The sequence below is a fragment of the Paraburkholderia sp. HP33-1 genome (assembly GCF_021390595.1).
In the GTDB taxonomy this organism is placed as follows: domain Bacteria; phylum Pseudomonadota; class Gammaproteobacteria; order Burkholderiales; family Burkholderiaceae; genus Paraburkholderia.
On sequence record NZ_JAJEJR010000001.1, the window covers coordinates 1026708 to 1040687 of the forward strand.

15 protein-coding genes are annotated in these 13980 nt (G+C 63.1%); 2 read left to right on the forward strand and 13 right to left on the reverse strand.

The genetic code is table 11. The features are described 5' to 3' along the window. Positions 1-80: 80 nt before the first annotated feature. From L0U81_RS04660 to L0U81_RS04670, 3 genes are all read right to left on the reverse strand, one after another. Complete coding sequence (locus L0U81_RS04660) at positions 81-557, reverse strand: VOC family protein (protein ID WP_233800407.1); 477 nt, start codon at positions 555-557, stop codon at positions 81-83. A 67-nt stretch (positions 558-624) separates the two neighbouring features. Then, positions 625-1110, reverse strand: a complete 486-nt coding sequence (locus L0U81_RS04665) for a VOC family protein (RefSeq protein ID WP_233800408.1) — start codon at positions 1108-1110, stop codon at positions 625-627. Between the two features lie 159 nt (positions 1111-1269). Then, positions 1270-2820, reverse strand: coding sequence for an SH3 domain-containing C40 family peptidase (locus L0U81_RS04670; RefSeq protein WP_233800409.1), 1551 nt, complete (start codon positions 2818-2820; stop codon positions 1270-1272). Between the two features lie 159 nt (positions 2821-2979). On the opposite strand from L0U81_RS04670, the gene L0U81_RS04675 reads away from it, so the two are divergent. Continuing rightward, positions 2980-3405, forward strand: a complete 426-nt coding sequence (locus L0U81_RS04675) for a TOBE domain-containing protein (RefSeq protein ID WP_233800410.1) — start codon at positions 2980-2982, stop codon at positions 3403-3405. Between the two features lie 103 nt (positions 3406-3508). Beyond that, positions 3509-4009, forward strand: a complete 501-nt coding sequence (locus L0U81_RS04680) for a GAF domain-containing protein (RefSeq protein ID WP_233800411.1) — start codon at positions 3509-3511, stop codon at positions 4007-4009. Between the two features lie 361 nt (positions 4010-4370). Here the strand turns inward: L0U81_RS04680 and L0U81_RS04685 are convergent, their stop codons facing one another. The 10 genes from L0U81_RS04685 to L0U81_RS04730 all read right to left on the reverse strand — a co-directional run bounded on the left by L0U81_RS04685 (position 4371) and on the right by L0U81_RS04730 (position 13830). Beyond that, positions 4371-4913, reverse strand: coding sequence for a flagellar biosynthesis sigma factor (locus L0U81_RS04685; protein WP_233804211.1), 543 nt, complete (start codon positions 4911-4913; stop codon positions 4371-4373). 89 nt (positions 4914-5002) lie between these two features. Beyond that, positions 5003-6004, reverse strand: coding sequence for a DUF2515 family protein (locus L0U81_RS04690; protein ID WP_233800412.1), 1002 nt, complete (start codon positions 6002-6004; stop codon positions 5003-5005). A gap of 464 nt (positions 6005-6468) precedes the next feature. Then, on the reverse strand, positions 6469-7938 hold the full coding sequence (gene rng / locus L0U81_RS04695; RefSeq protein ID WP_233800413.1) for a ribonuclease G: 1470 nt from the start codon (positions 7936-7938) through the stop codon (positions 6469-6471). Between the two features lie 9 nt (positions 7939-7947). Next, entirely contained in the window at positions 7948-8577 is a 630-nt protein-coding gene (locus L0U81_RS04700) for a Maf family protein (RefSeq protein WP_233800414.1), read from the reverse strand. A 187-nt stretch (positions 8578-8764) separates the two neighbouring features. After that, positions 8765-9235, reverse strand: coding sequence for a 23S rRNA (pseudouridine(1915)-N(3))-methyltransferase RlmH (rlmH, locus tag L0U81_RS04705; protein ID WP_233800415.1), 471 nt, complete (start codon positions 9233-9235; stop codon positions 8765-8767). A 36-nt stretch (positions 9236-9271) separates the two neighbouring features. Next, complete coding sequence (rsfS, locus tag L0U81_RS04710; protein ID WP_233800416.1) at positions 9272-9721, reverse strand: ribosome silencing factor; 450 nt, start codon at positions 9719-9721, stop codon at positions 9272-9274. A gap of 4 nt (positions 9722-9725) precedes the next feature. Then, positions 9726-10448 carry a nicotinate-nucleotide adenylyltransferase gene (locus L0U81_RS04715; protein WP_233804212.1) on the reverse strand — a complete coding sequence of 241 codons (723 nt, stop codon included), beginning with the start codon at positions 10446-10448 and terminating at the stop codon, positions 9726-9728. 43 nt (positions 10449-10491) lie between these two features. Beyond that, the gene (gene hemF / locus L0U81_RS04720) at positions 10492-11415 is read right to left on the reverse strand and encodes an oxygen-dependent coproporphyrinogen oxidase (protein ID WP_233800417.1); all 924 of its coding nucleotides are present in this window, start codon (positions 11413-11415) and stop codon (positions 10492-10494) included. A 304-nt stretch (positions 11416-11719) separates the two neighbouring features. Continuing rightward, entirely contained in the window at positions 11720-13003 is a 1284-nt protein-coding gene (gene purD / locus L0U81_RS04725; RefSeq protein ID WP_233800418.1) for a phosphoribosylamine--glycine ligase, read from the reverse strand. Positions 13004-13101: 98 nt separating this feature from the next. After that, positions 13102-13830, reverse strand: a complete 729-nt coding sequence (locus tag L0U81_RS04730) for a YebC/PmpR family DNA-binding transcriptional regulator (RefSeq protein ID WP_233800419.1) — start codon at positions 13828-13830, stop codon at positions 13102-13104. Positions 13831-13980: the final 150 nt, after the last annotated feature.

Sequence of the window (13980 nt, forward strand, 5' to 3'; positions counted from 1 at the left end):
TGTCTCGACGTGTTTGGGGCGAGTTCGATCCTATCAAAAAGGGTGCGCGTGCGAGGCGCGCGCACGCGCCGTGCGCCGTCCTACTCGCCGCGATATGCCGCCTCGAGCGGCGCGATATCGAGCTTGACCATCTTCATCATCGTCGCCATCACGCGGCTGGCCTTCTTGCGATCCGGGTCGCGCAGCATGTCGGTCAACACATTGGGCACGACCTGCCACGACACGCCGAAGCGGTCCCGCAGCCAGCCGCAGACCCACGGCTCGCCGCCGCCGTCGAGTAGCTTCGACCAGTAGCGGTCGACTTCCTCCTGCGAGTCGCAATGCACGAACAGCGAGATGGCCGGCGTGAATGGATACTGCGGGCCACCGTTCAGGGCCATGAACTCCTGACCTTCCAGTTCGAAGACGATGGCCACGACCTTGCCTTCCGGTCCCGGGCCGGCGTCCGTGTAGTGCAGCGTGGTAGCGATGCGCGAAGCCGGAAACACGGACGTGTAGAAATCCGCGGCTTCTTCGGCGTTGCCGTCAAACCATAAGCACGGCGCGATTTTCTGCATGACGTTGCTCCTTCTGGACTGCTGACGGTGGGCCTCGTTGCGCGTTCGCACGAGGTCCACCGGCCACTCACTTGTGCTCTTCGGGCGAACATTTCATTCCGGCCATCGCCTGCTGGATCTCCTCTGCGCTCAGGTCGCGCTTGTGCGTCGCGAGCGACCAGCTGTGGCCGAACGGGTCCTTGACCTGGCCGTAGCGGTCGCCCCAGAACATGTCGGTGACGGGCATCGTGACTGTCGCGCCGGCTTCGACCGCTTGCTTGAAACTCGCGTCGACGTCCTGCACGTAGTGGTGAATCGTGACCGGTGTGCCCTTCAGCGTGTTGGGGCCGAAGGTTTGATGCTCGGGCCATTCGTCGGTCAGCATCAGCATCGAGTCGCCGATTTTCAGGCACGCGTGCATCACCTTGCCATCCGGGCCCGGCAGACGGATTTGTTCGACGGCGTTGAAGGCTTTCGTGTAGAACGCGATCGCTTCGGCGGCGTTCTTGCAGATCAGGTACGGCGTGAGCGAGTGCATCCCGTCCGGGATCGGTTTGACGGCAGCGCTGGACATGACGGTGACTCCTTGAAGTAACGGTTCCTCAGTGGAAAGACCGGCTGCGTGAGCTGGGTCTTCAACGTTACGACGAGTTCGTGACCGTCGGATCGACACCCCGAAAAAAATATTTATCGGCGCGGGCAAGGGCGAGGGCGCCCTCGCCATCTCCCCCATTTACCCGGCCGGATTGTCCTCGTCCGCCGGCGGCGCGGCGCTGCCCGCCGGCTCGCCGAGGATGCTGATCTGGAACGTGTGCGTCGCGGCGAGCGACTGCAGCGTCGCGTCCTCGGGAATGTGCTCGTCGAGCGGCAGGATCACGGAGCCGCCGATCACCGCGCGGCGACTGTTGTCGGCCGGGCGCAAGCCCCACACGTCCTGATAGACGACGGGGACCGTGACGCCGTCGCGCGTCGTGTTGCCGAGGTACAGCATCACGTGGCCGCCGATGTAGATCAGCGTGCGCAAGGGCACGCCGTGCCGCGCCAGATAGTCGAGCCGCTCGGCGGGCGTCGACTCCGACAGGTCGACTATGCGGCCAGCGCTCATCTGCGTCGACGAATGGCGCGGCAGCCACATGCCGAACGCGGCGAAGATGCTTTGCAGTTCCGACGAACAGTCGTTGTAGAGCCCGCTATTGCCCCAGCCATACGGCCGGCCGATCAGCGCCTTCAATAGCATCGCGAGATGGCGCGGCGTCGCGGCGAGCGGCATCGGCGTGATCTGTGTGGCGTCGAGCGACGCGGTGCGGATCAGCGCGCGGCCGTCGACGTCGCGCGCGGGAACGAGGAGCTGGCGCGTGGCCAGATTGTCGCCGGTCGTCGTCGATGCTGACGGAGCCTCCGCCACCAACGGCAGCATCGTCCCGGCCGGCGCGTCGAAGCGGAACACGCCGCGGCTGTCGTTCACCGCCGCCGACGCGACGATCACCGCGCCCAGCGACTTCCCGGCCGCCGCGCGCCATTGATCGATGAAACGATCATCGGCGAACGCGACGCCGTCGCTGCGCACCCAGCCCTGCACGTCAGGCGTCTGCACGTAGTGCCACGCACCGTCGACGCTGCTGCCGAGCACATAGAGCGGTGTGCCCGGTCGCACCGCCGAGATCTGCAGGTTGTCGAACGGATAGCCTTCGCCGGCCAGATGATGGTCGTAGAACGACGGATCGGTGGTCGGCAGCTCGCGCACCATCAGGTTGCCGGTCGCGATTGCGCGCCGCTCGGGCTGATAGACCGGCGTTTGAGTGAACTGGGCGACATTGATGTTGCGCGCGATCGCGTCGATCCACGCCTTGTCGTGCGGCCGGAAGTTTTCGCCGTAACCGATTACGCTGCCATGCTTGCCGGTGTTGTCGAACTTGTCGATACGGCGCTGTTGCAGTGCGGCAATGTCCTCGCCCTGCTCGCGAAACACGCGCGTCGTTACCCAGGCGGGATTCCATGGCGACGGCGCGTTCGCGCCCGTTCCGAAGTAGCGCGCGAACAGCGCGTCGAAATGCGCGCGCTGCTCGGCGGCGCTGATAAACGGCCGATCGTAGTCGGGGCTATCCGGGGCGAGCCAGTGATCGACGTTCTGGTCGTAATGGGCGAGCGGAAACAGCGTGACGTTGTCGACGAACGCGTGGGTGTCGCGCGGTGGCGTCGGCGTGCTGCACGCGACCAGCGTCGCGACGGCGGCGCACAGCACGACGGTGCGGCAGACGCGGCGGGAAAGAACGGCGACGGGCATAAAGATTCGGCGTATGGGGTTCAAGGGCACGATGATACGATGTCGGCGATGCCCGCGGCGCCTTCGATATTGAGCGGCGGGGCTTGCGGCTTCTTTGAAACTCGCTTTATCCGTCCAACCCGCGCGTCGCCACGCGCTTGAATCGACAGGGAGCACGCCATGAAAACCAGCGCACGCAATCAGTTCAGCGGTGAAGTCATCGACGTCACACACGGCGCAGTCAACGACGAAGTCACGCTGCGCACGCCGGACGGTCTCGAGATCGTCGCGATCATCACGCACGGCAGCGCGAAGTCGCTGGGACTTGCGACCGGCAAGCAGGCGTTTGCGCTCGTGAAGGCATCGTCGGTCATCGTGATGGTCGATGTCGCGAGGCAGCAGGTGTCGGCGCGCAACTGCATTGAGGGAACCGTCGCGGCGGTGACAAAGGGCGCCGTCAATTCGGAAGTGACCATCAGCGCGGGCGGCGCGCAGATCGCGGCGATCATTACGAACGACAGCGTCGAGCGTCTTGGCCTCGCGAGCGGCAAGGCGGCGACGGCGATTTTCAAGGCGTCGAGCGTGATTATTGGGGTCGATCAGTAGGGGGGGCCTTCCGTCATTTCCCGCGACGCGCGCGCGGGGATTGCGCCTGCTTTACACTTCACGCCTCACCGCCTTCTATCCCGCACCAATCACGGACGTCGTCATGTTCGAAGTTTCCTCCACCTCGCATCTGCCCAAAGCTACGCAATACGAAGAACTGGTCGCGCAGGCACGCGCGCTGCTCGCCGGCGAAACCGACTGGATCGCCAATGCAGCGAATTTCTCGTCGTTCGTCTTTCATTCGTTGAGCGATCTGAACTGGGCCGGCTTCTATTTTCACGACGGCCGCGAACTGGTGGTCGGCCCGTTCCAGGGCAAGCCCGCGTGTGTGCGCATTGCGCTCGGCAAGGGCGTCTGCGGGACGGCCGCGCAAACCCGTCAGACCCAGGTCGTGCGCGACGTGCACGCATTTTCCGGCCACATTGCGTGCGATTCGGCGTCGCAATCGGAGATCGTCGTGCCGCTTGTCGCGCCCGATGGCACGCTGATTGGCGTGTGGGATGTCGATAGCCCGGTCATCGCGCGCTTCGACGAGGAGGATGCGAAGGGCATGGAAGCGCTGTGCGCGGTGTTCATTGAGGCGGCGCTGCCGCGTGGCGTGTAGCGTCGTCAGTTGGTACCAATTGCACCGCGGAATGCGCTGGTTTAACGTCTGCGCGCTACGCGTCAGGAACTTGGCAGGTGGACGAAGCCGAATTGCGGATCGCCGAACCAGAAAATTGTCGGGCGCCCTCTGTACAGATTGAAGGGGTTGTTTTCGGCTGCAACCTGCAGCGTCGATCGCGAGTGCTCTCGTATCTGTTCATAGGGCTCTCTGAGCGTGAGCACAACTTCATCGACGGGCTTCGCCATCGCATAGATACCCCATACGACTGCGCAGCCAACTACGTCGCAAACGAGATATCCGGGCCACCTGATTATTCGAATCAGCATGCTTATCTTGGATGCGCGTTTCGAATGCCACATCAGTCGTCGGGGTTGTCTTTAAATACAGGAAAATTAAGGTCGAGGGTAATCAAGTACCGCTCGTCGTTTGGCCGGTCGTCAGTCCGAAAGCATCGGATATTGAGCGAAACCTGATATTTGTTGTCGGCCTGCCATCGTGTTGTTGGTGCGTTGCACGCCCGAATAGCATTGCGCGTCCCAGGAGTGTCTTCGATGGGGCGATTGGTCGAAGAGTGAAGCGGTGTCCACCCACCCCGTCTGAATTGGTTCTGTAGGTCCGTGAGGATCGCCATTGATTCGTCAAGCGGTAATGTTTCAACCTGCGGCGACAAGGTGACGAGTGTTACGTTGCCTTGCTGATTGGCATAGAGACTTAGAAATTTCGCTGCCGGAGTGGCGAAACCGTATCGCGGATCAGTAAGGCGGAAGATTGCCGGACGCCTCACGTACAAGTTGATGGAATTCTCTTCGGTTAGCGATGGAAGCGTTGAGTGGGATTGCCTGCGTACTTGTTCGTAAGGCTCGCCAAGTGTAAGAGCGACTTCATCAACAGGCTTTTCCACCGCCAATGTAAGTAGTTCCCATACGGCAGCGCACCCAACTACAGCGCAAACGAGATATCCAGGCCACCTGTTTTTTCGACTCAGCATGTTTACCTTGGATGCGCGATGAGATAAAGGGAGTTTTCAACGTCGTATTTCTGAAGCGGATCGTGTAGCAACTGGTCGAAGCGCTGTGCGGCTCGCATAACGAATGACATACGCTGATCTGGGTCCGCAAGATTTGCGAGCGGCTGATTACTGAAACGTACGTTCTTGGCGTTGGCCCCCGTCACCGTACACTGATTCGCAAAGGTAAGCTGGATTTCTCGCGAAGATCCGGTCGGAATATGCAGTGCCCATGCGAACTGGTTGGCGCGCATTAGCAGCGCGAAAGATGGATCGTTGTACATCGCCGGTTGCAGAATGTTGATTTGCTCGTGACGGGCAAGCAATGCCACGCCTTCTGCAATGTTTCCCGCATCGATCGCTTGAAATGCAAGTAGCACCTCCGGTTTGCTTTCAGCGAAGAGAAGACGATCCGCGATCGGCCATACGACCGACCCGCGCAATGCCTGTCGTTCTGGCAGGCATCTTTTGAGCCGTTCTAGCCCAAACTTCTTGTAGAACATGTGCAGGGGCCAAACGTCCAGAAACAGCGACATGTTGCCCTTTGCCAGCATCTGATAGACCTTCGCAGTGCCCTCAGCGGTCGCAGCACCCGCTGCAGACTGCGTCCCGTAGGCCATCATCCATGCGGCAGGGCCAACACTCGTTACCTTGCGCAAATTGGCAGCACTGTCCGAAGCCGATTTGCCGATCATCTCAGCGGCGTTGAGTAGCCCGCAGCCTACTTGCTTTGACGCGAAGGCCGCGAGCCCTGCCCATTGAAAACGGCGATCATCCAGCCACAGGTTTGCATAGGCTGCATTAATGCGGCGGTTGCGTGTGATCGGATCCTCCGTGGCAACAATCGCTTCGGCCTGTTTCTGATAAAACCGCCAGCAGTCGACGCAGTCCTGTCGATCGTCTTCGGCTTTTTTCTTCGCGGCAGCTTCTTCTTCTCGCCAGTTCGGGTAACAGATGGGGCAGCGGCGATTTTCACACTTTGGCATGAGTTGTTACCGGCGTTGATGTTATTCCTATGCACAACGAAGCATACTTTGCGCAGTCCGTGGGTCGGCCAACCTGATCGTTGTCCCGGTCGACCGTGCGCCTGCTGAACCGGCGGGCCTTCGTAACCGACCAGCTCCGGCGACGGGTCGTGCGTCAATCCCTGAAGTCTTATACCTGTTCAAACGTTGCGCGGTGTTTATCAAGCCTGCGCAACGGCGTAAACCTAACAGATCACTGACGGGTCATGTTTTCGGGATATTGTTTCAATGCCCTGTGAATATAGGTTGCGTTGTGAGGACGTGGTCAGGCTGCCGGCAAGCGCCACCGCGAACCTTAACGCGGGCGCCAGCGTATGCGATGGGGCGCGGAGTGTGAGGGACGTTACCCCTCGGGAAAGTCGATCGACAGCCAAAATGAAAAACCCCGCAACGCGTGCGGGGTTTGGGGTTTATCTGCAATCAATCTACATCAAAACAATATCGTACTGCTCCTGACTCAAATTCGATTCCACCTGCAACGACACCGGCTTGCCGATGAAATCGATCAGCATCGCCAGATGCTGCGACTCTTCCTCGAGAAACAGATCGATCACCTGCTGCGAAGCGATCACGCGAAACTCGCGCGGATTGAACTGCCGCGACTCGCGCAGAATCTCGCGCAGCACGTCATAGCAAACCGTTCGCGCTGTCTTCACCTGCCCCTTGCCCTGACAAACCGGGCACGGCTCGCACAGCACATGCGCGAGCGACTCGCGCGTACGCTTGCGCGTCATCTCCACGAGCCCGAGCTGGGAGAAGCCGTTGACCGTCACACGCGTGCGATCTCGCGATAATGCCTTCTTCAGCTCGCCCAGCACCTGGTCGCGATGCTCGACGTTTTCCATATCGATGAAATCGATGATGATCACGCCGCCCAGATTACGCAGCCGCAATTGCCGCGCGATCGTGTGCGCGGCTTCGAGATTGGTCTTGAAGATCGTGTCGTCGAAGTTGCGTGCGCCGACGTAACCGCCGGTGTTCACGTCGATCGTCGTCATCGCCTCGGTCTGGTCGATCACGAGGTAGCCGCCCGACTTCAGGTCCACGCGACGCGACAGCGCGCGTTGAATCTCTGCCTCGATGTTGTACAGATCGAATAGCGGCCGCTCGCCGGTGTAGTGGTGCAGTTTCGACGGTACCGCCGGCGTGAACTCGGCCGCGAAATCGGCGAGCATCTGATGGGTCTCGCGTGAATCGACCTGGATGCGCGACGTTTCATCGTTGACGAAATCGCGCAGCACGCGCTGCGCGAGATTCAGATCCTGGTAGAGCAGGCTGGTGGGCGGCATGCGCTGCGCCTGCGACAGAATCGTCGCCCATGTCTTGCGCAGATACGCGACGTCGGCGGCGAGTTCTTCGCTCGTCGCGTCTTCGGCGATCGTGCGCACGATGTAGCCGCCTTTCTCATCGGCGGGCAGCACTGCGGTCAGACGCGCGCGCACGGCCTCGCGCTCGGCCTCGCTTTCGATCTTCTGCGAGATGCCGATGTGCGGCTCCTGCGGCAGATACACGAGCGTGCGCCCGGCGATGCTCACTTGCGTGGACAGCCGCGCGCCCTTCGTGCCGATCGGGTCCTTGACGACCTGCACCATCAGCGTCTGACCTTCGAAGACAATCTTTTCGATCGGCTGATGCGGCGTTTGATGTTGTGCTTCGCCGGCAATGCGTGGATGCCAGATGTCGGCGACATGAAGGAACGCGGCACGTTCGAGGCCGATGTCGATGAACGCCGATTGCATGCCCGGCAGCACACGCACGACCTTGCCGAGATAGACATTGCCGACGCGCCCGCGCGACAGCGTTCGTTCGACATGAAGTTCCTGGACGGCGCCCTGTTGAACGAGCGCGACGCGCGTTTCCTGCGGCGTGACATTGATCAGGATTTCTTCATTCATGGTTTTGTTCTAGAAGTCGATGCGCGCTGCGCGCAGGAGGGCAGCGGTTTCAAAAAGCGGCAAACCCATGATACCCGAATAGGACCCGTCGATATGTTCAATAAACTCCGCCGCGCGTCCCTGCACGCCATAAGCGCCCGCCTTGCCGAGCGGCTCGCCGCTCGCTGCATAGCGACACAGGGCATCTGCGTGCACTGCAGCAAAACGCACCTTCGAGACCGACAGCGCCGCGGGCAGCAATGCGCCGTCGGCATCGATCACGGCGAGCGCGGTCAGCACTTCGTGCGTGCGGCCTGCGAGGCGCGTGAGCATTGTGACCGCGTCGTCGGCATCGACGGGCTTGCCGAGAATGGTATCGTCGATCGTGACGGTGGTGTCGGCGACGAGGATTGGCCGCGCCACGTGGCCGCCGTCGACGAGCCGCGCGCGCGCCGCATGTGCCTTCGCGATGCACACGCGTTGCACGTAGTCGCGCGCGTGCTCGCCAGGCCGTTCGGCTTCGAGCGCTTCGGCGTCTTCATCGGGGCGCGGCAGCAGCAGTTCGAAACGCACGCCGAGCTGTTGCAGCAGCTCCTGGCGGCGCGGACTTTGCGAGGCGAGGTAGACGAACGGATGCAGCGAAGCGGAGGGCGTGGGCATGAACGGGTCTCGATGGAGCGGGAAACGGATGGCGTGAGGGGGAGGCGATCGATGCGCGAACGCATCGACACAAGCCGACCCATGGCGCAATGTGGCAGCGACAGGTTCAGGCGCGACGGGCACAGCAGCCGCGACGCGCCATCGGCAACGAACGAGGGCAACGCGTCGCCGCGCCTCGCTCATGCGCTCACGCGCGATGATAGGGATGATTTTGCGTGATGGTCCACGCGCGGTAAAGCTGTTCGGCCAGCAGCACGCGCACCATCGCATGAGGCAGTGTGAGGCTCGACACGCGCAGCATCATATCGGCCCGCGCCTTCAGCTCGGGATCGAGCCCGTCCGCGCCGCCGATCAGAAAGGCCACGTCGCGGCCTTCCTGTTGCCAGCCCGGCAACGCGCCCGCGAGCTGCATTGTGGTCCAGTCCTTGCCGCGTTCGTCGAGCGCGACGATGCGTGCGTTCTTTGGCAACGCGGCTTCGATCTTCTGCCGCTCTGCGGCCATCACGCTTTCGGCCGAACGTCCCGACGAGCGCTGCTCGGGTTTGATCTCGCGCAGCTCGATGCGCAGCTCGGGCGGCATGCGCTTCGCGTATTCATCGAAGCCGGTCGCGATCCAGTCCGGCATCTTGTGGCCGACGGCGAGGATGTGCAGTTTCATCGCGAGGAAAGATGCAATGTGGCTGGCACGTCCCGCTTACTTGCGGCGTGCCGTGGCCTTGCGCGCGGGCTTCGCGGCCGGCGCTTCCTCTTCTTCCTCGTCGTCGGGCTCGCTTGCGTGCGCGCCGCCGAACGGATTCGGCGTCGACAGCTTGATGCGCACCGGCTTGTCACCCCAGATTTCCTCGAGGTTGTAGTACTGGCGAAGCGCCGGCTGCAGGATGTGGACGATCGCGTCGCCGCAATCGACCAGCACCCATTCGCCGATGTCCTCGCCCTCGGTGCTGATGATCTCGCCGCCGGCTTCCTTCACGCCTTCGCGCACGCTCGATGCGAGCGCCTTGGTTTGCCGGTTCGACGTACCGCTCGCGACGATCACGCGATCGAACAGCGAGGTCAGGTGGGTGGTGTTGAACACCTTGATGTCTTGCGCCTTGACGTCTTCGAGAGCGTCGACGATCACGCGCTGCAGTTTGCGAATATCCATGGGGTTACCGGTGGTACAGATGATGTTGAAGAATATAGTCCCACACCGCGGCGGGGACGTGACTCGCGGCCTGATCCTGTGCTGCGCCGCCCGCACCCGCGTGGGCGAGCCGCTGGTTGACCTGCTCGCGCAGATGCGCGCGAATATCGGTGGCCGACACGTTGAACGCAAGCGTCGTGTCGATCAGCAGATGGCCGCAGGGCGTGGCCTGCAGCACGTCGGCACTCGCGCGGCGCGCGGCGATTTCCCTGGACACCGCGGGGCCGATCGACGCGAGGTCGAAGCCGGGCCGCGTGGCCGCGCCGATATGCGCGAGCCCGAAGAGACGCTGCCAGTCGCGCCACGTGTCGAGATGCACCAGTTGATCCGCACCGATCAGCAGCGTGATCGACGCGTCGTCGCCTTCGCGTTCGCGCCAGCGCTCTAGCGTGTCGACCGTGTAAGTTGGGCCTTCGTGCTCGATTTCGTCGGTCGCGACGCGCACCGTCACGCCCGGCAGCGCGAGCGAAGCGGCCGCCGCGCGCGTCATCGCGAGTCGATGTTCGGCCGGCGACACGTCGGTCTTCTGCCACGGCTGGCCGGCTGGCAGCAGCACCAGTTCGGTCAGCCGCAACGCCTCGGCGAACCGCTGCGCGAGCGCGAGGTGGCCGTCGTGGATCGGATCGAAAGTGCCGCCCAGCAGACCGATCCGGCGAGGCAAGGCGACGGGGTGAGCGTTCGGCTTCAGGTGAGCATCCTTTGTCGTGACTGTAAGCGAGACTTGTGGCGCGTCACACCCACTCGCGCGGCACGAGGAAATCGCTGTACAAACGCGCTTCCGGCGTGCCCGGCTCGGGCTGCCAGTCGTAGCGCCAGTTCGCCACGGGCGGCATCGACATCAGGATCGATTCGGTGCGTCCGCCGCTCTGCAGCCCAAACAGTGTGCCACGGTCGAAGACCAGATTGAACTCGACGTAGCGGCCGCGCCGATAGGCCTGGAACGCCCGCTCGGCTTCGCCGTAAGGCGTGTTGCGGCGTCGCTCGATGATCGGCAGGTACGCCTTGAGAAAGCCTTCGCCGACACTTTTGAGCATCGCGAACGACTCGTCGAAGCCCGGCGCCGAGAAATCGTCGAAGAAAATCCCGCCGATGCCGCGTGGCTCGTTGCGGTGCTTCAGGAAGAAGTATTCGTCGCACCAGCGCTTGAAGCGCGGGTACAGGTCCGCACCGTACGGCGCGAGCGTGTCGCGGCACATCTGGTGGAAATGCCGCGCGTCTTCCTCGTAGCCGTAGTACGGCGTCAGGTCCATGCCGCCGCCGAACCAGAACACCGGCTCTTCGCCTTCCCTGGTCGCAACGAGCAGACGCACGTTCATGTGCACGGTCGGGCAGTGCGGATTGTGCGGATGCAGCACGAGCGACACGCCCATCGCTTCGAAGCCTCGCCCGGCCAGTTGCGGCCGCGCGGCGCTCGCCGAGCCCGGCAGCGCGTCGCCCGCGACGTCCGAGAAGCCGATGCCCGCGCGCTCGAAGAACTTCCCGCCTTCGAGAATTCGTGTGACGCCGCCGCCGCGCAGCTTCTCGCCGGGCGCGCGTTGCCATGCGTCGGTCGCGAACGCGGTGCCGTCGAAGGCGCCCAGCGTGTCCGCGATTTGCGATTGCAGGCCTTGCAGCCAGCTGCGCACGGCCTGTGCGTCGTAGCTCGAATTGCTCATGAATGCAGGTGCTGAGGGCGGCACGCTCGTCGTGCCGCGGGTTGTTCGAAAGAGGGCGACGGACGCTTTCGCGCCGGGCTGGGTGCCTGTGCGCTCGGACCGCTCATGCGGATTGTGCGGGAGCCGGAGGCGGATGTGGAGTGGCGGCTTGCCGCTTCCGTCGATCCGTGGGCTCCGTGCCCGTGTGTCGCGACGAGCGCGAAAGATGCAGTGTAGCGTGCCCGCGCCGCGCCGCCTGAGGCGCCGACCGTGCGCTGACCGCGGCGCGTGCTGTCGCGCGTACGGCAGCCAGCGCAAGCGCTGCTTACTTGCCGTCGTGCCTGCGATTGAGCGCGCGATAGCCGATGTCGCGGCGATACTGCATGCCGTCGAACGCGATCTGGTTGATCGTTTGATAGGCGGCCGTCTGCGCGGTACGCACTGAATCCGCGAGACCGACGACGCACAGCACGCGCCCACCCGAGGTGGTCAGCTTGCCATCCGCCAGCGTGGTGCCGGCGTGGAATGTGACCGAATCCGCGGTTTCGGCGGGAATGCCGTTGATGCGGTCGCCCTTTCGCGGCGTGTCCGGATAATTGTGCGCGGCGAGCACGACGCCGAGCGCGGTGCGACGGTCCCATTCGAGCTCGACGGTGTCGAGCGTGCCGGCGATCGCGTGTTCGACCACCTTCGAATAGTCGCCCTTCAGACGCGCCATGATCGGCTGCGTTTCGGGGTCGCCCATCCGGCAGTTGAATTCGAGCGTCTTCGGGTTGCCTTGCGCGTCGATCATCAGGCCCGCGTACAGGAAGCCGGTGTAGCGGATGCCTTCCTTCTCCATGCCGCGCACCGTCGGCAGGATGATTTCGCGCATCACGCGCGCATGCAGTTGCGGCGTGACGATCGGCGCGGGCGAGTAGGCGCCCATGCCGCCCGTGTTCGGGCCCTGGTCACCGTCGAGCAGACGCTTGTGATCCTGGCTCGACGCGAGCGCGAGCACGTGCTTGCCGTCGACCATCACGATGAAGCTCGCTTCCTCGCCGCCGAGGAACTCCTCGATCACGACGCGCGCGCCGGCGTCGCCGAGCTTGTTGTCCGACAGCATCATGTCGACCGCTGCGTGCGCTTCTTCCAGCGTCTGAGCGACCACGACGCCCTTGCCGGCGGCGAGGCCGTCGGCCTTGATCACGATCGGCGCGCCCTTGGCGTCCAGATACGCGTGCGCGGCGGCGACGTCAGCGAAGGTTTCGTATTCGGCGGTCGGGATTCCGTGGCGCTTCATGAACGCTTTAGCGAAATCCTTCGAGCTTTCGAGCTGGGCGGCCTCTTTGGTCGGCCCGAAGATCTTCAGGCCACGCGAGCGGAACAGGTTGACGATGCCTGCCGCCAGCGGCGCTTCCGGCCCGACCAGCGTGAATGCAATCTGTTCTTTTTCGACGAAATCCGCGAGCGCGGCCGGCTCGGTGATGTCGATGTTGAGCAGACGCTCATCCTGAGCGGTGCCGCCGTTGCCCGGCGCGACGTAGACGAGCTGGACCCGCGGCGATTGCGCGAGCTTCCATGCCAGCGCATGTTCGCGACCGCCGGAACCGACGACGAGTAACTTCATGTGAATCCCCGAGACTTGAAAACCATAAACGGCCGAGCGGTGTGCTCAGCCGTGCAATAAACCATCAACAGCAAGGGCAAACGATGCCCCGCGTCCCATCATTCGCTGGCGATCGACGCGTTTGTATAGACTTCCTGCACGTCGTCCAGATTTTCCAGCGCGTCGAGCAGTTTCTGCATTTTCACGGCATCGTCGCCGGTGAATTCGACTTCGGTCTGCGGCTTCATCGTGACTTCGCCCACTTCGGCCTTGAAGCCCGCTGCTTCGAGCGCAGCCTTCACCTTCGAAAAATCGTGCGGCGGACACAGCACTTCGATACTGCCGTCCTCGTTCGTCATGACGTCGTCGGCACCCGCTTCGAGCGCGGCTTCCATCAGCGCGTCTTCGGCGGTGCCGGGTGCGAACAGGAACTGGCCGACGTGATCGAACATGAACGACACCGAACCGTCGGTGCCCATGTTGCCGCCGTTCTTCGAGAACGCGTGACGCACTTCCGCGACGGTGCGGGTGCGGTTGTCGGTCATCGTGTCGACGATCACCGCTGCGCCGCCGATGCCGTAGCCTTCGTAGCGGATTTCCTCGTAGTTCGCGCCGTCCGCGCCGCCGACACCGCGCTGGATCGCGCGGTTGATGTTGTCCTTCGGCATGTTGGCGTCGTACGCCTTATCGACCGCGAGCCGCAGACGCGGGTTCGAGTCGATTTCGCCGCCGCCCAGACGGGCCGCGACCTGGATTTCCTTGATGAGCCGCGTCCAGACCTTGCCGCGCTTGGCATCGGCCGCTGCTTTCTTATGCTTGATGTTGGCCCATTTCGAATGACCCGCCATACTTTTCTCCGTCGCGCGCGCCAACGGGGCGCACGCATAGTGCAATTGTCGTTGCGATGTCGGGCGCCTCGCGTGTTGCGCCTCGATGTCAAACCGTCTGGTGAAAGGCTCCCGGCGGGGCTCCGTCCCCAACCTGCCCGCAGCCGCCGA